Consider the following 22,707-nt stretch of genomic DNA (forward strand, 5'->3'; position numbering starts at 1 on the left):
TGCGGCAGCAGGCGAATGCCGGCAAAAGTCCTTGTCTAATTTTTCATCATAGCACGGACTGAAAATGTTGACAAAATGAAACTCATGTCGCTATAATAGACTTTGTCTGTTTGGGGTGATTCTTCGTGTTCATTCATCTGAAGGATGTGGAGAGCAAAGGCGTCGTCCGCATTGAAGAGACCGTCGACTTGCAGGACACGCTTCCGAAGAGCGCTTCGCTCACGGACTTCGGTCCGCTGCATGTGAAGCTGGAAGCGCACGATAAATTCGGTACGGCGGAAGTAACCGGAGAGCTCTCGATCGAAGTGGAGCAGCCCTGCTCCCGTTGCTTGGGGCCGGTTCGTCATACATTGACGATTCCTTTTCACGAAACGTTCGCATTGGGCGAGGCCCCGGAGACGGAGGATAACCTCGAATCGGATGAGGATTATGACGTGGAATGGGTATCCGACCAGCGGATCGAGCTGGCGCCCTATCTTGCGGAGAGCGTAATGCTCGCCCTGCCGTACGTGCCGCTTTGCGACGAAGCCTGCCAAGGTCTGTGCCCCGTTTGCGGAGCGAACCGCAACGAGAAAGCGTGCGGCTGCAAACAGGAGAAGGTCGACCCGCGGCTGGCCGGGCTTGCCGATTTTTTTGCACAATCCAAGGATTAGCGCAAGCGACTGATTTCGTCGAAGGAGGTGGGAACATGGCAGTACCATTCAGAAAAGTATCCAAGACTCGCCGCGACAAGCGCCGCACTCACTTCAAGCTGGAAGTTCCGGGCATGGTTAAATGCGATAACTGCGGAGAACTGAAGCTCGCTCACCGCGTCTGCAAAGTATGCGGTCATTATAAGAAGAGAGAGATCATCAACCAGTAATTGGATATGAACCCAAAGAGATAGTACCTTCATCATCGGTGAGGTGCTATTTTTTTGTGCAGACAAGCCGGGGAAGCTTCCTTTTTGCGCAGGAATCCAGTATACTATCACTTATTACTTGGTCATAAGATGAAGTGTCAGCTCATACGTATAGTGCCAAAGCTTCAATCATCAACCTATCCAAAGGTGGTGCTCGTCATCGAACGGCTTCCGAAACGTCAGCGCCAGCAGCAATTGGCGAGAGCGATTGAAGAGAACCCTTTTATAACGGACGAGGAACTGACGAAGCGGTTCCAGGTCAGCATCCAGACGATTCGGCTCGACCGGCTGGAGCTTGGCATTCCGGAGCTCCGCGAACGAATCAAGCTGATGGCCGAGCAGTCGTACGATCAGGTCCGCTCGCTGCCGCTGCACGAGGTGATCGGGGACGTGATCGACCTGCAGCTGGACAAGAGCGGGATCTCCATGTTCGAGATCGGGGAGGAGCATGTGTTCTCCCGGACGAAGATCGCCCGCGGCCATCATATTTTCTCGCAGGCCAACTCCCTTGCGGTGGCGCTGATCAACGATCAAGTAGCGCTGACGGCTGCGGCGGACATCCGCTTCGTACGTCAAGTGAAACTGGGGGAAAAGTGCATCGCCAAGGCGTATGTGCGCTCCCTGTCGAAAGGAAAAGCCAAGGTGGAAGTGTTTACATATGTAGGGGAAGAAATCGTCTTCCAGGGCAACTTTATTATTTATCATTCCAGCAGGGGCCGTTCCGAGGGAGAGGAGGGGGAGCCGAATGAGGATCGCGATTGACGCGATGGGCGGAGACGGCGCTCCCGAGGCGCCGGTACAAGGAGCGGTCGCCGCGGCGGAGGAATGGAGCGACGCCACGATTATACTGGTCGGTGACGCCGCCCGCATCGAGCCGCTGCTTGAGCGCAAGCCGCCGAACCTTCAGGTGCGTCATGCTTCGGAAACGATCGAAGCGGAGGACGAGCCGGTCAAGGCGGTAAGGCGCAAGAAAGATTCCTCGATGGTCGTCTGCGGCCGCATGGTGAAGGAGCGGGAAGCCGACGCCTTCATCTCCGCCGGCAATACGGGAGCGCTCATGACGACGGGGCTGCTTGTCGTCGGGCGCATTCGCGGCATCGAGAGGCCGGCGCTGGCGCCGATGCTGCCGACCTCCGACGGGGAAGGGGTGCTCGCGCTCGATCTCGGCGCCAACATGGATGCCACGCCCGAGCAGCTGCTGCAGTATGCGATCATGGGCAGCATTTACCGCAGGAAGGTGCACGGCTTGGCCGAGCCCCGGGTCGGACTGCTTAACGTCGGGACAGAGGCCATGAAGGGCAACGAGCTGACGAAAGCGGCCTACCCGCTGCTCGAAGCGGCGCCGATCCGCTTCGTCGGCAACGTCGAGTCGCGCGACGTGCTGCAGAAGCCGTGCGACGTGCTGGTGTGCGACGGCTTCGCCGGCAATATTATGCTCAAGTCGTTCGAAGGAGCGGCGCAGATGATCTTCTCCGCACTGAAAGCGGAATTTATGCGCTCGTGGGCGACGAAGCTGGCGGCCGCCGTCCTGAAGAAGGGCCTCACGGATTTCAAGCGCAAGATGGACTACAATGAGCATGGCGCCGCGCCGCTGCTCGGCATCGACGGGCTGGTGCTGAAGAGCCACGGCTCCTCGGACGCCGTCGCCTTCAAGAATGCGGTAAGACAAGCGCGCATCGCGGTGCAAAACGATTTGGTCCGCAGCATATCTGCGGAAATCAGCAAGGGAAGCGAGTTGGATGGTTAACATGAGTTTAATACCTGTCGGAATTATCGGAACAGGCAAATATGTGCCCGAGCGCGTGCTGACGAATCAGGATCTGGAGCAGATGGTGGATACAAACGACGAATGGATCGTGACGCGGACGGGCATTCGCGAGCGGAGACTGGCCGCCGCGGAGCAGGCTTCCTCCGACCTCGCTTACGAGGCGTCCCTGGAGGCGCTATCCAACGCCGGGATACGCGCCGAGGAGCTCGATCTGATCATCGTCGCCACGATTACGCCGGACATGGCCTTCCCGTCGACGGCCTGCATTCTGCAGGAGAAGCTCGGCGCGAAGAAAGCGGCTGCCTTCGATCTGTCGGCCGCCTGCTCCGGCTTTATTTACGGTCTCGCCAACGCGTCCAATTTCATCGCGACGGGAACGTACAAGTACGCGCTCGTCGTCGGTGCGGAATGCCTGTCCAAAATTACCGACTACACGGACCGCAACACGTGCGTGCTGTTCGGCGACGGGGCCGGGGCCGTCGTGCTGGGAGCGGTGCCGGAAGGCCGCGGCTTCCGTTCGTTCGAGCTCGGCGCCGACGGCTCCGGCGGCGAACTGCTCAAGGTGGAAGGCGGCGGCTCGCGCTGCCCGGCTTCGCCGGAAAGCCTTGAGAGCAAGCGCCATTTCATTTATATGGCCGGCAGCGAGGTGTTCAAGTTCGCCGTGCGGATCATGGGCAGCGCCGCAGAGGAAGCGCTGCGCAAAGCGGGGATCGACAAGGCCGAGATCGACCTGCTGGTGCCGCACCAGGCGAATATCCGCATCATCCAATCCGCCCTGCAAAAGCTTCACCTGAGCGAAGACAAGGCGATGATCAATTTGGACAAGTACGGGAACGTTTCGGCCGCTTCCATTCCGCTCGCATTGGCCGAGGCGGTGGAGAGCGGGCGCGTCAAGGAAGGGGACAAGCTGCTGCTTGTCGGCTTCGGCGGCGGGCTTACATGGGGCGCCGCGGCGCTCGTCTGGTAATTCGAAAAGCGCGGAGCCCGCGCGTCTTCGGACGACGACATACGGCCGATCAACGTTCGAACGGCCGATATACGATAGATGTGACCGATGATTCAAGGAGGAGATCCGCATGGGGAAAACGGCATTTGTCTTTCCTGGGCAAGGCGCGCAGGCCGTCGGCATGGGCCGCGACATTTACGAGTCCGAGCCCAGGGCGCGCGGCGTATTCGAAGCGGCCGACCGGGCGCTGGGCTTTGAGCTGAGCCGGATCATTTTCGAGGGGCCGGAAGAGCAGCTCAAGCAGACGTATCATACGCAGCCGGCGCTGCTGGCGACAAGCATCGCGTATTGGCAAGTATTCCGCGATCGCTGCGAGCTGAAGCCCGATTTTTTGGCGGGACACAGCCTTGGCGAATATACCGCGCTTGTCGCCGCCGGAGCGATCGGTTTCGAGGACGCGGTGCGCACGGTGCGCGCCCGCGGCGAATTTATGGAGCAGGCGGTGCCGGGCGGCCGCGGCGCAATGGCGGCCGTGCTCGGCGCGGAGCGGACGGCGCTGGCGGAGCTGTGCGCCTCGATCAGCGCTTTAGGCCAGGCGGTCGAGCTGGCGAATCTGAACTGCCCGGGGCAAATCGTCGTATCCGGCAGCAAGGAGGGCGTGCAGGCGGTCGTCGAGCGCGGCAAGGAGGCCGGCGCCAAGCGCGTCGTGCCGCTTGAGGTGAGCGGGCCGTTCCATTCGTCGCTCATGAAGCCTGCCTCGGAGCGGCTGGCCGGCGTGCTGGCGGAGCTGGAGGTGCGTCCCGCCGAGGCGCCCGTCGTGGCGAACGTCACGGCCCGTCCGGCGCAAGGCCCGGACGAGATCCGTCGCCTGCTTGTCGATCAGGTGCATTCCTCCGTGCTGTGGGAGGATACCGTCGTCTGGCTGATCGAGCAGGGCGTCGATACGTTCATCGAGTTCGGCTCGGGCACGGTGCTCGCCGGATTGATCAAAAAAATCGACCGCAGCGTCAAGACCCACTCGATCAACAGCGCGGCTGCGCTGGACGCTTTTGCCCAGGCGATGGCGTGAAGACGCACTTAAAGACGAATAGAGAAAACGCGCGAATGAATACGAACCGTTCAGGGAGGGAAAACCGAAACTATGCTTACCGGAAAAAAAGCGCTCGTTACCGGAGCGTCCCGCGGTATCGGCCGGGCCATTGCGCTTGAGCTGGCGGCAGCCGGCGCCGACGTCGCCGTCAACTATGCGGGCAGCGAAGCGGCCGCCTCCGAGGTAGTTCAGCGCATCAAGGAGCTGGGACGCGAGTCGTTCATGGTGAAGGCGGACGTCAGCTCGACGCAGGACGTCGAAGAGATGTTCAGGCAGACGCTGGATGCGTTCGGCCGGATCGATATTCTCGTGAACAATGCCGGGATCACCCGCGACAACCTGATCATGAGGATGAAAGAGGAAGAGTTCGACCAGGTGATCGCTACCAACCTGAAGGGCGTGTTCAACTGCGTCAAAGCAGCGACCCGCCCGATGATGAAGCAGCGCTCCGGCCGGATCATCAATATTTCCTCCGTCGTGGGCGCGCTCGGCAATCCGGGCCAGGTCAACTATGTGGCGGCCAAGGCGGGCGTTATCGGCATGACCAAGGCGGCGGCCAGGGAGCTGGCCTCGCGGGGCATTACGGTGAACTGCGTCGCACCGGGCTTTATCCAATCCGATATGACCGACAAGCTGCCTGAGGATATGCGGGGACAACTGCTGCAGCAAATTCCGCTCGCCCGCATGGGGCAGCCGGAGGATATCGCGCGCGCCGTTCGCTTTTTGGCCTCCGACGACGCCTCCTACATGACAGGACAAACGATCCATGTCGATGGCGGCATGTACATGTAAGCAAGGCAAAAAGCGCGAGAAACGAGGAATTTTCGCAAAATTTGTTTTTTTCTTCGCCGCCGGGACAAGCTATGGCAATTTGTCCATAAGTTAAGTATAATACCAAGGAGGAGGTGAACCGGATGTCCGATATTTTCGATCGCGTGAAGCGCATCGTGGTTGATCGTCTTGACGTGGACGAGGCGGAAGTTACCCTCGAAGCATCGTTTAAGGATGACCTGGGTGCCGATTCTCTCGACGTAGTCGAATTGGTAATGGAATTGGAAGATGAGTTCGATATGGAGATCTCTGACGAAGACGCAGAGAAGATCACTACGGTAGGTCAAGTAGTGGAGTACATAAAATCCCATACCTGAGCCGAATTAAGTCCCGTTGCAAGCATGACGGGACTTATCTCCATTCATGAATAGTCAAGCTGCAGCGGCTTGAAACGACATTTCTTTTCCGGAACCGTCCTTCGATGCAATCACAATTGATAAAGCAAGCAAATAACGCAAGTTATTTTAGATAGAGGTGGATATCGTGAAGCAAAGAGTCGTTATTACGGGTCTAGGCGTTATGTCCTCTCTCGGTCGCGACCTCGAAACGTTTTGGAACAGTTTGATGGAAGGCAAGTCGGGCGTCAGCTTGATCGAGGCATTCGATACGAGCGAGTATCCGACCCGGATTGCAGCCGAGATCAAGGATTTTAGCCCTGAGGAATATATGGATAAGAAGGAAGCGCGGCGCATGGACCGCTTCGTCCAGTTTGCCGTGGCGGCGGCCCGGATGGCCTTGCAGGATGCGGGGCTGAATATCAAGGAGGATACCGACCCGGATCGCGTCGGAGTGTACGTAGGCTCCGGAATCGGCGGCCTGACGACATGGGAGGAGCAGCATAAGACGCTGCTGGAGAAAGGACCGAAGCGCGTCAGCCCGTTCTTCATTCCGATGATGATCGCGAACATGGCCTCCGGCCAAATTTCCATGCTGACCGGCGCCAAAGGGCCGAACAGCACGGCAGTGACCGCTTGCGCTACAGGCACGCATTCGATCGGGGACGCTTTCAAAACGATCCAGCGCGGCGACGCGGACGTCATGATTTGCGGCGGCGCCGAAGCGACGATCAGCCCGACAGGGGTCGCCGGCTTCTGCGCGCTGCGGGCGATGTCGACCCGCAACGACGAGCCGCACAAGGCGAGCAGGCCGTTCGACGTGGACCGCGACGGATTCGTCATGGGCGAAGGCTCCGGCATTCTCGTGCTTGAATCGCTGGAGCATGCGCAGAAGCGCGGCGCCCGCATCTACGGCGAGGTCATCGGCTACGGCATGAGCGGCGACGCTTACCACATGACCGACCCGGACCCGGACGGCGCAGCCCGCTGCATGACGAAAGCGCTGAAGGACGCCGGCATCGCGCCGGAGGCGGTCGATTATATCAACGCGCACGGCACCTCCACGCCGGTCGGCGACAAGTCCGAGACGGCGGCGATCAAGGCGGCGTTCGGCGAGCATGCGTACAAGCTGGCGGTCAGCTCGACGAAGTCGATGACGGGCCATCTGCTCGGCGCCGCCGGCGGTGTGGAAGCCGTCATTTGCGCGCTCTCCCTCACGAACGGTTACATTCCGCCGACGATCAATCTCGAGAATCAAGATCCCGAGTGCGACCTCGATTATGTGCCGAATGCGGCGCGGAAAGCGGACCTTCGCACGGTCATGTCGAATTCCTTCGGATTCGGCGGGCACAACGCCACCATCGTGATGAAGAAATTCGAAGGCTAAAGATGCGAATGGCCCGGGCATAAAGGCCAAGATCCAAGATTACATTAACGATAACCGATTGTCCGCGGGCTTGCGGGATATTCCGCCAGCCGCGGAGCTTATCGGGCGCATCCGGCAAACCTATCACGGCTCGCACAAGAGGTGACGAATTATGCACCGCAATCTGAAGCAGCTGCAGACGGAGCTGAAGCTGGCGTTTCGCAATCCCGACATTTTGCGCCAGGCTTTCACTCATGCATCCTACGTGAACGAGCATCGCTCGCTCCATCATAAGGACAACGAACGGCTGGAATTTCTCGGGGACGCCGTCCTGGAACTGGCTGTCTCCGAATATTTGTTCGAGAAATACCCCAATCGTCCCGAGGGCGAGCTGACCAAGCTGCGCGCGTCCATCGTATGCGAATCTTCGCTGGTAGGATTTGCCGAGCGGCTCGAGTTCGGCTCGTATGTGCTGCTTGGCAAAGGCGAGGAGCAGACCGGCGGAAGAATGCGGCCGGCGCTGCTTGCAGACGTGTTCGAAGCGTTCATCGGCGCCTTGTACCTGGATCTTGGCATGGACAAGGTGCGCGAATTTCTTCGCGCCCACATGTTCCCGAACTTGCCGAATCAAGGCAGGCTTCTGACGGCCGATTACAAGACGTTCCTCCAGGAGCACGCCCAGCAGCACAGCCTCGGGTCTCCCGAATACAGGATCGTTGACGAGCGGGGGCCGGCACACGAGCGGGAGTTCGTGGCCGAAGTGTATTTGCACGAACGGCTGCTCGGCCGGGGCGCCGGCCGCTCGAAGAAAGAGGCGGAGCAGCAGGCGGCGGCCCAGGCGCTGGATGCCCTTGACGTCAAGGTGAAGCCGTCGTAACGTTCGGACTTAAGGCAAAGCTTTCCGCAGCATGGATGATTCGGCTCTTGGTACCGGTCATTCCCGGAAGCTTTGCCTTTTTTGCTGCATTGACGCCTGGCGACGATCGGGTGCTGGCCCGCGGTCGTCCCCTTCGGCCCGCGGTCATGGCGCCCGGGCGGAGCAACCGCCCGATTTCACGATGGGCAAGCCATCCGGGAAGCTTGCGGCGCGGCCCTTTAGTCTTAAGTCCGGTTTCTGTAAGCGCCAAGGCTTGGCTTAAGAAATATGTTACAATAGGCTGGAGGTGAGGCGGTTGTATTTAAAACGGATCGAGCTGTCCGGATTCAAGTCGTTCGCGGACAAGACGGAGTTGGAATTCGTACGGGGTATCACCGCCGTAGTCGGCCCGAACGGCAGCGGCAAAAGCAACATCTCCGACGGCATCCGTTGGGTGCTCGGGGAGCAAAGCGCCCGTTCCTTGCGCGGCGGCAAGATGGAAGATATCATCTTTGCCGGCAGCGACGCCCGGAAAGCGGTCAATTACGGCGAAGTGTCGTTGACGCTGGACAATTCGGACCAGTCGCTGCCGCTGGAATATAACGAAGTGACGGTCACCCGCCGCGTCCACCGGAGCGGGGAGAGCGAGTATTTCATCAACAAGCAGGCCTGCAGGCTCAAGGATATTACCGAGCTGTTCATGGATACCGGCATCGGCAAGGAGGCGTACTCGATTATCGGCCAGGGCCGGATCGAGGAAATTCTCAGCACGAAGTCGGAGGACCGGCGCGGCATTTTCGAAGAGGCGTCGGGCATCGTCAAGTATAAATCGCGCAAGAAAGAGACGGAGAAGAAGCTGCACGATACGGAGCAAAATTTGCTGCGCATTCACGATCTTGTCTCGGAGCTGGAAGACCAGCTCGAGCCGCTGCGGGCGCAGTCCGAGAAGGCGGTGCGCTACAAGGAGCTCAAGGAGCAGCTGAAGAAGAACGAGATCTCGATGTACGTCTATCAGATCGAGCAAATCTACGCCCAGTGGACCGAGACGAACGCCAAGCTGGAGGAACTGCGCGGGCAGCAGGAGGAGTTGGCCGGATTCGTCAGCGTGCACGACGCCCAGCTGGAGACGCACCGCTGGGAATCGCGGCGGCTGGAGGAAGAGATCGAGAAGCTGCAGGCGCTCCTGCTCCAAATCAGCGAAGAGTTCGAGAAGTGCGAAGGTCACGGCGAGGTGCTGCGCGAGCGCAAAAAAAATTACGAAGCCAACCAGGCTCAGCTGGAGCAGACGATCCGGCAGCAGGAGGCGCGGCGCGTCGAGAAGGAATCGGATCTGGAGGCGATCCGTCTCAAGCTCGCTTCGCTCGGCGAGGAGCTCTCCCGCGTGCAGCTGATGCTGAAGGATGAGGAAAGCCGCCTTGTCGGCGTAGCCGGCGGGATCAGCAGCGCGGAGGAAGACCGGCTCAAATCGGAGCTGCTCGAGACGCTGAACCAAATGGCGGGCGCGCGGAACGACATCCGTTACGCCGAGCAGCAGGCCGAGGCGCTGGCCCGCCGGATGGAGCGCGTCGGCGACGAGCGGCGCAAATGGCAGGAGCAGCAGGAGCAGATTAAAGAGCGCCAGGCGAAGCTGGAAGGGCGGCTGGCGAAGACGGTGGAGGAGCTTGCCGACGTGCGGCGGCGCTACATGGAGTGCGCGCAGTCGCTCAAGGAGAAGACGTCGCTGTCCGATGAAGCGCAGGGCGTCATCCGCAAGCTGGAGCAGAAGCTGGATGCGCTCGTCTCTCGCCGCGATACGATGCAGGAGATGGCCAGCGACTACGACGGCTTTATGCACGGGGTCAAGGAAGTGCTGAAAGCGAAGGACCGCGGCGATCTGCACGGCATCCAGGGGGCGGTTGCGGAGCTTGTCAAGGTGCCGGCCCATGTCGAGGTCGCCGTGGAAACGGCTCTCGGCGGAGCGCTGCAGCACATTGTCGTCGACAGCGAGAAGGCCGGCCGCGATGCGATCGCCTTCCTGAAGCGGCGCCAATCCGGCCGGGCGACGTTCCTGCCGCTCGACGTCATTCGGGGCCGCAGCATTCCCGAGGCGGAGCAGCGGCATGTCCGCGAGCTGCCCGGCTTCGTGGGCATTGCTGTCGAGCTTGTCGCTTTCGACGAGAAATACAGGCAGATCGCCGGCAGCCTGCTCGGCAACGTCATCGTCGCCGAGACGCTTGAGCAGGCCAACCGGATTGCGGCGCGGGTGCAGTACCGCTACCGGGTCGTCACCCTCGAGGGCGACGTCGTGAACCCGGGCGGCTCGATGACGGGCGGCAGCCAGCAGAAGAAGACGACCAGCCTGCTCGGCCGGCAGCGGCAGATCGAGGAGATGGGCAAGGAGATCGCCGCGTCGGAGGCGCAGCTTGGCACCTTGCGGAGCAAGTCGGACTCGCTGCGCAAGGAGATCGCTGCGCTGAACAGGAGCATCGACGAGCTGCGCCAGACCGGTGAGACGCTGCGCATCGAGGAGCAGCAAATTCGCGCCTCGCTGGAGCCGCTGGAGCACGAGGCGAAGCAGGTCGGCGAGCAGCTGGCGCTGTACGGCTCGGACAGGGAATCGCTGGAGCAGGAGCTCCATGAGCTGGAACGCCGCCGCGAGGCGGGACTCGCCGAGCTGGACAAGCTGCAGCGGGAGGAAGCCCGCCTGCAGGAAGCGATCCGCGCGGCCGAGCTGCAGCGCAAGGCGAGCGAGTCGGCCAAGGAGGAGCTGCAGTCGCAGCTGACGGACCTGAAGATCAAGGTCGCTTCCTTGTCGCAGGAGAAGCAGTCCGAGCAGGACCGCGAGCGCCGCACCCGCCAGGAGCTGGCTCAGCTTGCCTCGGAGCTTGAGGCGAGTCGCGACATGCTGGCCCGGCTGGAGCGCGACCAGGCGGCGCACGAGCAGGAATCGGTGCGCCAGATTCAATTGCTGAACGAGCTGAAGCTGAGGAAGCAGGCGTGCGCCGAGGAGCTTGACCTAAAGCGCGCGGAGCGGGCGGAATGGCTGGCCAAGCTGGAGCAGGAGGAGAACAAGACGCGGGAGGAGCGCAACCGGCTGAAATCGGTCGAGGAGCAGCTTCATCAGACCGAGGTGCGGGTGAACCGCCTCGACGTCGAGCTCGATAACCTGCTGAAGAAGCTGGCCGAGGAGTACGAGCTCAGCTTCGAGCTGGCCAAGGAGCGTTATCCGGTGCCGGAGGACGTGCCCGGCACGCAGGCCAAGGTCCGCGAGCTCAAGCGGGACATCGCGCTGCTCGGGGACGTGAACCTGGGAGCGATCGAGGAGTACGAGCGCGTCAACGAGCGCTACCAGTTCCTCAGCGCCCAGAAGCAGGACCTGATCGACGCCAAGGCGGCGCTGTATGAGGTCATCCGCGAGATGGACGAGGAGATGGCCAAACGGTTTAAGGCGACGTTCGAAGCGATCCGCTCGCATTTTGTCGTCGTCTTCTCCAAGTTGTTCGGAGGCGGCAGGGCGGATCTGATTTTGTCCGATCCAGGCGATCTGCTCGGCACCGGCATCGAGGTCGTGGCCCAGCCGCCGGGCAAGAAGCTGCAAAACCTGCAGCTGCTGTCGGGCGGAGAGCGGGCGCTGACGGCGATGGCGCTATTGTTCTCCATCCTGCACGTCAAGCCTGTGCCGTTCTGCGTGCTGGACGAGGTGGAGGCGGCGCTCGACGAGGCGAATGTAGCCCGCTTCGCCCAATATTTGCGGGAATTTTCCGAGGTGACGCAGTTTATCGTCGTCACGCACCGCAAAGGGACGATGGAGGAAGCCGACGTGCTGTACGGCGTCACGATGCAGGAAGGCGGCGTTTCCAAGCTCGTGTCCGTGCGGCTGGAGGAAGACGAGGCGATTATCGCCTCGTAAGGCCGGCATGCGGCATGCGGCGGGCCGATTGCCGTTATACCGGATATGCCGCGAATGCCGAAGCTGCGCGCTTGCGCGGTGTTTTGCCGGCTGCCTGCCGTCCTGCGGCTTCGGCATGCACCTTGCGGGTGCAGAGAGTGCGCGGCGCGGTGTTTTGCCGGCCGCCAGCTGCCATGCGGCTTCGGACACTGCGGGCGGCAGAGGCGCATGCATGGCGCGGCAGACGGCCTGACGCGAAAGCGAAGTAATTTGTTGAGGAAGCAGCCATAACGTGGGAGGTAAGCGACGACAATGAGCTTTTTTAAACGGCTGAAGGAAGCGATCTCCGGCAAAGCCGAGGCGGTGACGAACAAGTTCAAGGAGGGCCTGGCCAAGACGCGGGACGTGTTCGTCGACCGCGTGGAGGAACTGTTCTCCCGCCGCAAGAAGATCGACGAGGAGTTTTACGAGGAGCTGGAGGAGATTCTGATCAGCGCCGACGTCGGCGTGGGGACGGTCGTGCAGCTGATCGACGATTTGCGCGCCGAGGTGAAAAAGCGCAAGATCGAGGAGCCGGGCGAGCTGCAGCCGATTTTGACGGAGAAGCTGATCGCGCTGCTGAAGGGCGAGGAGCAGGCAGGGCTGCGCATGGCCGAGAGCGGCCTGACGGTTTTCCTGTTCGTCGGCGTCAACGGCGTTGGCAAGACGACGACGATCGGCAAGATGGCCCATATGCTGAAATCGCAGGGCAAAAAGGTGCTGCTGGCCGCCGGAGACACTTTCCGCGCAGGGGCGATCGAGCAGCTCGACGAATGGGGCCGGCGCGTCGGGGTCGACGTCATCAAGCAGCAGGCCGGCTCGGACCCGGCGGCGGTCATGTTCGACGCCATTCAGGCGGCCAAGTCGCGCGGCGTGGACGTGCTATTGTGCGATACGGCGGGCCGCTTGCAGAACAAGGTCAATCTGATGGAAGAGCTGAACAAAATATTCCGCGTCATCGGCCGCGAGGTGCCGGGGGCGCCGCATGAGGTGCTGCTTGTGCTCGATGCGACGACCGGCCAGAATGCGCTGCAGCAGGCGAAGCTGTTCGACGAGAAATCCGGCCTGACCGGACTTGTCCTGACGAAGCTGGACGGCACGGCCAAAGGCGGGATCGTCGTGGCAATCCGCCAGGAGCTCAAGCTGCCGGTAAAATTCGTCGGCCTCGGCGAGAAGATGGACGATCTGCAGCCGTTCGATTCGGACCAGTTCGTGCACGCGCTGTTCAGCAAGTGGATTGCGGAATCGGACAAGGAGCAGGCCGGGACGGAAGCCTGACAAGGGATCGAGCTTGACAACAAGCCTGGGATGAAGTAATATAAGCTCTGTTGATCCTGTAAAGTGTTTTACCTTAACGGAGGGAAGCACGTTGACGGATGAGGCTGCATTGCAGAAGACGACCCGCATCAACTTGCTGTTCGATTTTTATGAACAGCTGCTTACGGAGAAGCAGCAGATGTTTTTGAAGCATTATTTTCACGACGATTATTCGCTTGGCGAGATCGCTGCGGAATTCGCGATCAGCCGCCAGGCGGTGTATGAGCATATCAAGCGGGCCGAGGCGGTGCTTGAGGACTGCGAAGCGAAGCTGCAGCTGCTGGCCAAGCATGAACAGCGGCAGCGGCTATTGCAAGAGCTCGAGGAGCTGGCCGGCGGCCTGTCGGCGGAGCCTCGCGAGCAGGCGCTGGCGCTGCTTCGGCGGATAGGCGATCTCGATTGATTTTAGGGAAAGGGCGGTGAGCGTCATGGCATTCGAAGGCTTGGCCAATCGGCTGCAGAGCGTATTCAGCAAGCTGCGCGGCAAGGGCAAATTGAGCGAGGACGACGTGAACGAGGCGCTGCGGGAAGTACGGCTCGCGCTGCTGGAAGCGGACGTCAACTTCAAGGTTGTCAAGGACTTCATCGCCAAGGTGAAGGAGCGAGCGATCGGTCAGGACGTGCTGCAAAGCTTCACGCCGGCGATGGTCGTCGTCGACATCGTGAACAAAGAGCTGACCGAGCTGATGGGCGGCACGCAGAGCAAGCTGGCGCGCTCGAACAAGCCGCCGACCGTTATTTTGATGGCGGGTCTGCAGGGGGCCGGCAAGACGACGACAAGCGGCAAGCTGGCGCGGCTGCTGCAGAAGCAGAATCATCGACCGCTGCTCGCCGCAGCCGACATCTACCGCCCGGCGGCGATCAAGCAGCTGCAGGTGCTCGGCGAGCAGTTGAACGTTCCTGTCTTCTCGCTGGGCGACAAGGTCAGCCCGGTGGAGATCGCAACGCGCGCCCTGCAGCACGCCAAAGACCACAATCACGATTATTTGATCATCGATACGGCCGGGCGGCTGCACGTCGACGAGAGCATGATGGAGGAGATCAAGCAAATCTCCGCCGCGGTTCATCCGGACGAGACGCTGCTCGTCGTCGACGCGATGACCGGTCAGGACGCCGTCAACGTGGCGGAAAGCTTCCACAAGCAGCTGGAGCTGACGGGCGTTATCCTGACGCGGCTGGACGGGGATACCCGCGGCGGCGCGGCGCTGTCCGTCAAGGCGGTTACCGGCTGTCCGATCAAGTTCGCGGCAGTCGGCGAGAAGCTGGACGCGCTGGAGCCGTTCCACCCGGAACGGATGGCGTCGCGGATTCTCGGCATGGGCGACATGCTGACGCTGATCGAGAAGGCGCAGGCGACCATCGACGCCGACAAGGCGAAGGAGATGGAGCGCAAGATGCGCAACGCCGAGTTCACCTTCGACGACTTCCTCGAGCAGATGGAGCAGGTCAAGAAGCTCGGGCCGCTCGACCAGATTCTGGACATGCTGCCCGGCACGGGCAAGATGAAGGGGATGAAGGACATCAAGGTGGACGACCGGCAGATGGCGCGCGTGGCGGCGATCGTCAAGTCAATGACGAAGGAAGAGCGGGCGAACCCGGATCTGCTGAGCCCGAGCCGGCGCAAGCGGCTGGCCGCAGGCAGCGGCAACTCGGTGCAGGACGTCAACCGCTTCATCAAGCAGTTCGAGGAAATGCGCAAGATGATGAAGCAGTTTTCCAGCTTGATGGGGCCGAAGGGCGGCAAAGGGCTCAAGCAGCTGAAGAAGCTCGGTCGCGGCATGAAGTTTCCTTTTTAAATAAGCTTGCCTGAGGATTAGCACGAACGGTTCCTGCGGGAACCATGAAATCTTACTCTGTGTGGGAGGTGATACTTATGGCAACTCGCATTCGTCTGAAGCGTATGGGCGCCCACAAGGCTCCTTTCTATCGCGTCGTCGTGTCCGATTCCCGTTCGCCGCGCGACGGTCGTTTCATCGAAGAGATCGGTACGTACAATCCGGTTGCGAACCCGGCCGTTGTGAATATTGACGAAGAAAAAGCGCTGAAATGGCTTCAAACCGGCGCGCAAGCTTCCGATACTGTTCGCAGCCTGTTCAGCAAAGCCGGCATTATGAAAAAGTTTCATGAATCCAAGCTGCAGAAGTAATCTGTGACGTTCGGGGGAGACGATGAAGGATCTAATCACCGTTATCGCCAAAGCGTTGGTCGATCATCCGGATGAAGTCCGCGTCCATCGCGTGGAGGACGAGCGCAGTATCGTCTATGAGCTGTCCGTTCATCCCGAGGATGTGGGCAAGGTCATCGGCAAGCAGGGACGGATCGCGAAAGCGCTCCGGACTGTGGTCACCTCCGCTGCAGTGAAGGAACCGAAGCGGATTTCGGTTGAAATCGTATCATAATGGACACGATGAGGGTTAGGAGCTTCTCCTAGCTCTCTTTCTCTTGATCCTGGAGTATGAAGCGTCGGAGGGTAGCAATGAGCGAAAAGCTGTACACGGTCGGCAAAATCGTCAATACGCACGGAATTCGCGGCGAGCTGAAAATCGTTCCGCAAACCGACTTTCCCGAGGAGCGCTTCGCCAAAGGCAGCGAACTGCTGTTCGTCGATCCGGCCGGAGGGCGGACGGTTCCCGTCATCGTCAAATCGGCGCGCGTACATAAAAGTATGTACCTCGTGCTCTTCGACGGGATGGACAATATTAACGACGTCGAGAAATACAAGGGCTGGCTGCTTAAGGTGTCGGAGAAGCATTTGAGCGAGCTGGACGAAGGCGAATATTACTACCACGAAATTATCGGCTGTACGGTCGTCACGGATGAGGGCGAGGAGCTAGGGACAATCTCCGAAATCCTCTCTCCCGGAGCTAACGACGTTTGGGTCGTCCGCCGGCCGAAGGGCAAGGACGTGCTGCTGCCGTACATCGACGAGGTCGTGCTGGACGTTGATGTGAAGGAAAAAAGGGTGAAGGTTCACCTGATGGAAGGTTTGCTGGACTGATGCGCATCGATGTATTGACGCTGTTTCCCGAAATGTTCGAGGGCGTCTTCTCCGCCAGCATTCTCGGCAAAGCCCGGGACAAAGGGATCGTCCGTCTGAATACGGTCAATTTTCGCGATTATGCCAACAACAAGCATAATACGGTCGACGATTATCCATACGGCGGCGGGGGCGGCATGGTGCTGAAGCCGGAGCCGATCTTTGCCGCGGTGGAGCATCTGCTGGAACAGACGCGGAAGGGCTCGTTGGAAGGCGGGCTGCAAAGCCCGGCGCCGGTCCGGCCGGAAGGCAGCGGCACGGCAGCGGACGGTTCGAGGTCGGATGTGCAGACAAACGGCAGCGGTGCGGCTGCAGGCGGTTCAGCGGCAAATGTCCAGACCGATGACGGCGCAGCAGCGGGCAGGCCGGGGGCCGGCGCCGCTTTGAGCAGCCTGGCCGAGAGCGGCAAGTCCCATTCCGGAGCCGCTGCCAGTCGGCCTGGCGGGGCTTCCAGACCGCGCATCATATTGATGTGTCCGCAGGGCGAGACGTTCTCCCAGAAGAAAGCGGAGGAGCTGGCGCGGGAGGAGCATCTTGTGTTCATCTGTGGCCATTACGAAGGCTATGACGAGCGCATTCGCGAGCATCTTGTCACCGACGAACTGTCCATCGGCGACTACGTGCTGACTGGAGGCGAGCTGCCGGCGATGGTGGCGATCGACAGCATCGTTCGGCTGCTGCCGGGCGTTCTCGGCAACGAAATGTCGGCTGTCACCGATTCGTTCAGCACGGGACTGCTCGAATACCCGCATTATACGAGACCGGTCAATTTTCGCGGTTGGGAGGTGCCGGAGATTTTGCTGTCCGGCCACCACAAGCAAATCGCGGAATGGCGGAAGCGTCAGTCCTTGCTGCGGACATTGAGGAAGCGGCCCGAGCTGCTGGACAATTACCCGCTGACCGATCAGGAAAGACGTTGGCTAGATGAAGAAAAGCGCCGCGAGCAGCAGGCAGGCGGTGGCAGCGGCAAAGGCGAGAACGGACGGCGAGCCGAAAGCGAGCTTTCATGAAGGTCCGGCATAGGCTCGCATTGCCCTGACAATATCACAGAACAATAACATCGGCTCGCATTGTAGTTGAAAATAGCCCGGAAGTATGCTAATATAATGACTGTTGTGGCATTTTTGCCTAAATACGGTGGTCCTCTGCGCATGACATCGAAGCAAGCACATCCAAGGGGCGGCATGAACACCTGTGTGGAAGGAGGGAGTCATCCATGAATTTGATCCAGGAAATTACGAAGGAACAGCTGCGCCAAGACATTCCGAGCTTTCGCCCAGGCGATACGCTGAAAGTGTTCGTGAAGGTTATCGAGGGTTCCCGCGAACGGGTACAGCTGTTCGAGGGCGTCGTTATTAAGCGCCGCGGCGGCGGTATCAGCGAAACGTTCACGGTAAGAAAAATTTCTTACGGCGTAGGCGTTGAAAGAACGTTCCCGCTGCATTCTCCGAAGATCGAGAAGATTCAAGTGGCTCGCCGTGGTAAAGTCCGTCGCGCGAAGCTCTACTATCTGCGTAATCTTCGCGGCAAGGCGGCAAGAATTCAAGAAATTCGTTAATACGACCGGGGGCTTGAGAACCAAGCTCCTTTTCGTTTTCCCGGAAACGATACTGATCGTATGACGATCATTTCGCCATATATTCAGCAGCCGCAGGTGACGACGAATGCGGAAGATTCGCCTGTCATCGGCGGCCCATCATCCAAAAAGGCAGGCATAGCGATGGAGCAGGAACAAACCGTTGAATCCGGCAAAACGAACTCTGCGAAGAACGAAGCCTGGGAATGGATCAAGGCGCTTTTCATTGCGGCCGTGCTAGTCTTCTTTATACGCTGGCTCGTCTTCGCTCCGTTCATTGTTGAAGGGCCTTCCATGCTGCCGAACTTCGAAAGCCATGAACGGTTGATCGTGAACAAGTTTATTTACCGGTTTGGCGAGCCGAAGCGCGGCGACGTTATCGTGTTTCACGCGACAGAGGACAAGGATTACATCAAACGGGTCATCGCGCTGCCGGGTGAGACGGTGCGCGTCGAGGGCGACAAGGTGTACATCAATGGCGAGGTGCTGGACGAGCCTTATTTGAAGGAAGCGCTGGATGACGCCGCAAAAAAAGGGATACCCTATAATACGAGGAACTTTCCGGAAATGACGGTGGACGAAGGCAGCGTGTTCGTGATGGGCGACAATCGTTCGAACAGCTCGGACAGCCGCGATATCGGCGTGATTTCGTACGAAGAAATCGTCGGCCGGGCGGATCTGATTTTTTGGCCGCTCAATAAAATAAGCTTTATTCATTAAGCCGCCGCTCAATGTGCTGCGGCTTTTTGAGCGAAAAGGAGGCGACCTCATGACAATCCAATGGTTTCCCGGTCATATGACGCGGGCGCGCCGGCAAATCCAGGCGAAGCTGAAGCTCATCGACGTGGCCGTCGAGCTGCTGGATGCCCGCATTCCGCTGTCGAGCCGCAATCCGATGATCGACGACATCTTGTCCGGCAAGCCGAGACTGGTGCTGCTCAACAAGAGCGATTTGGCCGATCCGGCGGCGACGGCACAGTGGATCGAATATTTTGCCGGCCGCGGGCTGAAGGCGCTGCCGGTCAATGCCGCCTCCGGCAACCCGAGCAAGGACATTCTTGCCCGCTGCAAGGAGCTGCTCGCAGACAAAATCGAGAAGCAGCTGAGCAAGGGAATGAAGCCGCGCTCGATCCGGGCGCTGATCGTCGGCATTCCGAACGTCGGCAAATCGACGCTGATCAACAAGCTGGCCGGGCGGAAAGCGGCGATTACCGGAGACAAGCCGGGCGTCACGAAGGGGCAGCAGTGGATTCGCGTCGGCAACGAAATGGAGCTGCTCGATACGCCGGGCATTTTATGGCCCAAATTCGAGGATCAGGACGTCGGCATGCGGCTCGCGGCGACGGGAGCGATCAAGGAGACGATTCTTCACCCGGAGGAAATCGCGCTGTTTACGCTGCGCTATTTGGCGGCGCATTATGCGGACGCGCTGAAGGGGCGCTATGCATTGGACAGCGTGCCTGATGATCCGTCCGATACAGACGAAATGGTCAAGCTGATGGAGAACATCGGGCGCAAGCGCGGCGCCCTCATGAGCGGCGGCAGGGTCGATCTGGAAAAAACGTCGCTGCTGGTGCTGCGCGAGCTGCGCGCCGGCAAGCTGGGCCGCATTACGCTGGAGAATCCTGCGCCATTGTAAGAGGAGCAGCGACTTGGCGAAGCGAAGCGGAGCGGAGCGTTGGCGCTTGGCGCGTGCACGTACATAGCGGAATGCTCGGCTGTTCGCGTGATAGACTGCAAGCATACCGTCTGATTTCGGACGGTTTTTTAAGTTGCAGAAAGCGTAACTCGCTAAAGTGTTAAAGCAATGTGCGGCTTCTGTACCAGCACAACGACCGCTAAAGGCGCAGTCGTTCATCCTTGAATGGACGTCGATGGACGCTGCTGAGGCCGCCCGATGAGGCGGTACTTGCTCGTTACAGGCGATTACAGGCGTCCAGCGCGAACTAGCGGGCTGGCGCTGCTCGTGCTCCGGGGAGGAGCGCGCGGCATAAGCCCGAGCCCTGGCTGGGGCTGGTGCTCGCGTTCGGCGCTCATGGCCCGGTTTAGTGCTCGTGCTCCGGACAGGAGCTTGTGTGCGCGGCATGAGCCCGAGCCTCGGCAGGAGCTTGTGTCGCGGCCTGCGTTCATGGCCCGGTTTAGTGCTGTGCTCCGGACAGGAGCTTGTGCACGCGGCATGAGCCTGAGCCTCGGCAGGAGCTGGTGTCGCGACGAGAGCCCGAGCCCTGGCTGGGGCTGGTGCTCGCGTCCCGGCTAGTGCCTGTGCTCTAGCTGGTGCCCACTGCCTCAACTTGCTCTGTACTTTCCGGCCACCCCCCTATGACGAGCGTTTTCTTCGGTATCGGCCGTCACCTGCGGTACCTACCAAATTCAACGAGTGGACATTGCTGAATTTTCAGGAGAGCCAGCGAATGTTGTATTTTGTACAACAAAAACGGGGGGGATAAGCCCTATTTGCGGCTCAATGTTGCACTTTGTGCAACATTTTTGGCAATGTTCCTCGATTTGCAGCTAATGATACCCAAAATATTGCACAAAATACAACATTGCCTTACCTCTTGTGTAAAGAATACGGAAAATGTTGCATTTTTTGCAGGATTTGTCGTCACATGTGCCCGGGGAGGGGCACCGCTAGCGCGAAGTTCAAACGCAATACGGAGTAGGCGTATGCGGGCCAATCGGCGCTTTTCTCCGATTGAGGGCATGCGGGCCGAGCAGCAGCGCCGCCGCGACTAACGAACGCTTATGCGGCGTTCGGGGCTGCCGACTGATTATCCCCCGTCGCAGCTTGACGCTGCAAAATATAGGTTTGCACGATCAAGGACCTTGCCGAAGGCAAGAATTTTTCTTTTTTCCATGGCAGGAACGAGCATTTCTTATACAACATTGATCCGATATGGTGGACCATTCGCTGCAATACATGCACGAATCGGTTGGCATTGAACAGGCTGGTAGAGGAGACGGATTTGCGCAAATTGCGGTTTTCGAGGCGGCTTTTTTCCTATATAATGATAGGTATTCTTGGGCAGCAGTTGGCAGGTGAGGAAAAGATGCTGGAATACGAACGCGAATTATGGGATCGGGGGATCGGCCGGATTGCCGGGGTAGACGAAGTCGGAAGAGGCTGCCTGTTCGGAGATGTCGTTGCTGCAGCGGTGATTTTGCCGGAAGGCGTCGTGCTGGAGGGCGTCAACGATTCCAAGAAGCTGAGCGAAAAAAAGCGGGAAGCGTTGTACGACGTCATTATGGATTGCGCCGTGGCTGTGGGTATAGGGGTTGTAGACGTCCCGACGATCGAGAAGATCAATATTAAACAGGCGGCAAGGCTGGCCATGAGACAGGCCGTAGAGAAGCTGACGGTGAAGCCGGATATGCTGCTCGTCGATGCGGAGAAGGTCGATTTGCCGATCGAACAGATGGCACTCATTCACGGCGACGCGCTCAGCCAATCGATTGCGGCGGCTTCGATTGTCGCCAAAGTGACGCGAGACCGGATGTGCCGGCATTGGGACACGCAGTATCCAGAATACGGCATTGCGATACATAAAGGTTACGCTACTGCTTATCATAGAGAGCGCATTATTGAGTTCGGTCCGTCCCCGCTGCACCGCAAAACGTTTTTGAAAAAGATCGCCTACGAGCAGCAGGTGCTGTTCTAAGCGGCCAAACGAGCATAGTTCGGTTGAAATCATTCGATCTTCTAAATAATGAGGGGCGCAATGCCGATAAAATATCATAACGCAGTGCGATCAGAGCCGGCGCAAGCCGCTCCGGAACGGTTTCGCTAGCGAACCGCCGGGCGGATGGCCGGTTTTTGCTATCGACACGGGAATAATGCAATAGCCTGCCGCGCAAGCGGCGCAAACGGGGAGGAGCGGACGATGAATGTAAGCGGCATGTTCCGCAGCATGCTGGGAGAGGTCAAGGCAGGGGAAGCAAAGCCTCTGGAGCTGAAGACCGGCCAGGTGGTCCGTGGTGTCGTTCAGCAGCTCGTCTCCGAGCAGGAAGCGGTGCTGAGCATCAACGGAGTGCAGGTGAGAGCGCGGCTGGAGACGCCGCTCGCGACGGGGCAAGCGACGATGCTCCAGGTGCAGCCGATGTCTGAGGACGGGCAGATCGTCTTGAAGCCGCTCGATGCCTCGAGCGTACCGATAGCCGACGCGTCGCTCAAGGAAGTATTGAAATCGTTGGATTTGCCCGATACGCCGGACACTCGGCAATTGGTCCAGCTGCTGCATCGATCGGGAATCGCTTTGACGAAGGACAATGTCCAGGCATTCGCCGCCGTCCGCAGTATGGTGCCTGCTCATATTTCACCCGAGCAGTGGCTCGGCGCAGCGGTCATCGCTTTTCATAAAGGGCTTCCGCTAAATAGCGAGACGGTGGCGTCGATTCAGCGAGCCGTTCAAGGCCAGCCGCTGCACGCAATGCTTGGGGAGCTGGGGGAAGCTGCCGCTCGCGCGCTCGAGCGCCAGCCGCAGTTATCCGCGCAAAGCCGCGGATGGCTGGAACAGCTGCGCGTCATTATCCAGCAGATTAAGCAAGCATCTGCCGAACTGACCCGCGCGGATGGAGAAACGGCGGCACGGGTCCCGGCCGGAGGGCCAGCGGGCTCGCCAGCGGCATTGCCGCTAGCGCAGGCGCCCGGGCAGTTTGCCGCAGGCGCGCCGATCGCGCCGCCGCCGGGAGGCGCCATGGCCGCGGGCACAGCGGCGGTCCCGGGCGGCAGCGCAGCGGCGGTGCCGCAGGCCGTGCCGCCCGGCAGCGCGCCGCCCGC

General features: G+C 59.9%; 22 protein-coding genes and 1 pseudogene. All 23 read left to right on the forward strand.

Going from position 1 to position 22,707, the window contains the following annotated elements; translation table 11 throughout:
• The first annotated feature begins 125 nt into the window (after window positions 1-125).
• Window positions 126-653, forward strand: a complete 528-nt coding sequence (locus F591_RS0106015; RefSeq protein WP_019533688.1) for a YceD family protein — start codon at window positions 126-128, stop codon at window positions 651-653.
• 35 nt (window positions 654-688) lie between these two features.
• The gene (rpmF, locus tag F591_RS30055; RefSeq protein WP_083935330.1) at window positions 689-862 is read left to right on the forward strand and encodes a 50S ribosomal protein L32; all 174 of its coding nucleotides are present in this window, start codon (window positions 689-691) and stop codon (window positions 860-862) included.
• Window positions 863-1,048: 186 nt separating this feature from the next.
• On the forward strand, window positions 1,049-1,663 hold the full coding sequence (gene fapR / locus F591_RS0106025) for a transcription factor FapR (protein WP_026326401.1): 615 nt from the start codon (window positions 1,049-1,051) through the stop codon (window positions 1,661-1,663).
• Complete coding sequence (plsX, locus tag F591_RS0106030) at window positions 1,647-2,648, forward strand: phosphate acyltransferase PlsX (protein ID WP_019533691.1); 1,002 nt, start codon at window positions 1,647-1,649, stop codon at window positions 2,646-2,648. Before fapR ends, plsX begins: the two co-directional genes overlap by 17 nt.
• 1 nt (window position 2,649) lies before the next feature.
• On the forward strand, window positions 2,650-3,636 hold the full coding sequence (locus tag F591_RS0106035; protein ID WP_026326402.1) for a beta-ketoacyl-ACP synthase III: 987 nt from the start codon (window positions 2,650-2,652) through the stop codon (window positions 3,634-3,636).
• Between the two features lie 109 nt (window positions 3,637-3,745).
• Window positions 3,746-4,684: an ACP S-malonyltransferase gene (gene fabD / locus F591_RS0106040; RefSeq protein WP_019533693.1), complete on the forward strand. Its 939-nt coding sequence runs from the start codon at window positions 3,746-3,748 to the stop codon at window positions 4,682-4,684.
• 72 nt (window positions 4,685-4,756) lie between these two features.
• Window positions 4,757-5,497: a 3-oxoacyl-[acyl-carrier-protein] reductase gene (gene fabG, locus F591_RS0106045; protein WP_019533694.1), complete on the forward strand. Its 741-nt coding sequence runs from the start codon at window positions 4,757-4,759 to the stop codon at window positions 5,495-5,497.
• Window positions 5,498-5,619: 122 nt separating this feature from the next.
• Window positions 5,620-5,853, forward strand: coding sequence for an acyl carrier protein (gene acpP, locus F591_RS0106050; protein ID WP_019533695.1), 234 nt, complete (start codon window positions 5,620-5,622; stop codon window positions 5,851-5,853).
• A 166-nt stretch (window positions 5,854-6,019) separates the two neighbouring features.
• A complete protein-coding gene (gene fabF, locus F591_RS0106055; protein WP_026326403.1) occupies window positions 6,020-7,258 on the forward strand; it encodes a beta-ketoacyl-ACP synthase II in 1,239 nt (412 codons plus the stop codon).
• Window positions 7,259-7,409: 151 nt separating this feature from the next.
• A complete protein-coding gene (rnc, locus tag F591_RS0106060; RefSeq protein WP_019533697.1) occupies window positions 7,410-8,114 on the forward strand; it encodes a ribonuclease III in 705 nt (234 codons plus the stop codon).
• Between the two features lie 295 nt (window positions 8,115-8,409).
• Window positions 8,410-11,982: a chromosome segregation protein SMC gene (gene smc / locus F591_RS0106065; protein ID WP_019533698.1), complete on the forward strand. Its 3,573-nt coding sequence runs from the start codon at window positions 8,410-8,412 to the stop codon at window positions 11,980-11,982.
• Window positions 11,983-12,273: 291 nt separating this feature from the next.
• On the forward strand, window positions 12,274-13,278 hold the full coding sequence (gene ftsY, locus F591_RS0106070; protein ID WP_019533699.1) for a signal recognition particle-docking protein FtsY: 1,005 nt from the start codon (window positions 12,274-12,276) through the stop codon (window positions 13,276-13,278).
• Window positions 13,279-13,369: 91 nt separating this feature from the next.
• Entirely contained in the window at window positions 13,370-13,720 is a 351-nt protein-coding gene (locus tag F591_RS0106075; protein WP_019533700.1) for a putative DNA-binding protein, read from the forward strand.
• Window positions 13,721-13,745: 25 nt separating this feature from the next.
• Window positions 13,746-15,113, forward strand: a complete 1,368-nt coding sequence (gene ffh / locus F591_RS0106080) for a signal recognition particle protein (protein WP_019533701.1) — start codon at window positions 13,746-13,748, stop codon at window positions 15,111-15,113.
• A 77-nt stretch (window positions 15,114-15,190) separates the two neighbouring features.
• Window positions 15,191-15,463, forward strand: a complete 273-nt coding sequence (gene rpsP / locus F591_RS0106085) for a 30S ribosomal protein S16 (protein WP_026326404.1) — start codon at window positions 15,191-15,193, stop codon at window positions 15,461-15,463.
• A gap of 22 nt (window positions 15,464-15,485) precedes the next feature.
• Complete coding sequence (locus F591_RS0106090) at window positions 15,486-15,716, forward strand: KH domain-containing protein (protein ID WP_019533703.1); 231 nt, start codon at window positions 15,486-15,488, stop codon at window positions 15,714-15,716.
• 77 nt (window positions 15,717-15,793) lie between these two features.
• The gene (gene rimM / locus F591_RS0106095) at window positions 15,794-16,315 is read left to right on the forward strand and encodes a ribosome maturation factor RimM (protein WP_019533704.1); all 522 of its coding nucleotides are present in this window, start codon (window positions 15,794-15,796) and stop codon (window positions 16,313-16,315) included.
• Window positions 16,315-17,364, forward strand: a complete 1,050-nt coding sequence (gene trmD, locus F591_RS0106100) for a tRNA (guanosine(37)-N1)-methyltransferase TrmD (protein ID WP_019533705.1) — start codon at window positions 16,315-16,317, stop codon at window positions 17,362-17,364. The genes rimM and trmD overlap by 1 nt, the downstream gene beginning before the upstream one ends.
• A gap of 206 nt (window positions 17,365-17,570) precedes the next feature.
• Entirely contained in the window at window positions 17,571-17,912 is a 342-nt protein-coding gene (rplS, locus tag F591_RS0106105; protein WP_019533706.1) for a 50S ribosomal protein L19, read from the forward strand.
• 162 nt (window positions 17,913-18,074) lie between these two features.
• Window positions 18,075-18,650, forward strand: coding sequence for a signal peptidase I (lepB, locus tag F591_RS0106110; RefSeq protein ID WP_026326405.1), 576 nt, complete (start codon window positions 18,075-18,077; stop codon window positions 18,648-18,650).
• Window positions 18,651-18,699: 49 nt separating this feature from the next.
• Window positions 18,700-19,569 carry a ribosome biogenesis GTPase YlqF gene (gene ylqF / locus F591_RS0106115; RefSeq protein ID WP_019533708.1) on the forward strand — a complete coding sequence of 290 codons (870 nt, stop codon included), beginning with the start codon at window positions 18,700-18,702 and terminating at the stop codon, window positions 19,567-19,569.
• A gap of 1,411 nt (window positions 19,570-20,980) precedes the next feature.
• Window positions 20,981-21,589: a ribonuclease HII gene (locus F591_RS0106120; protein WP_019533709.1), complete on the forward strand. Its 609-nt coding sequence runs from the start codon at window positions 20,981-20,983 to the stop codon at window positions 21,587-21,589.
• A gap of 222 nt (window positions 21,590-21,811) precedes the next feature.
• Window positions 21,812-22,707 (forward strand): annotated as a pseudogene (locus tag F591_RS31255) (hypothetical protein); the annotation flags it as partial.

This window comes from Paenibacillus ginsengihumi DSM 21568, assembly GCF_000380965.1.
In the GTDB taxonomy this organism is placed as follows: Bacteria; Bacillota; Bacilli; order Paenibacillales; family NBRC-103111; genus Paenibacillus_G; species Paenibacillus_G ginsengihumi.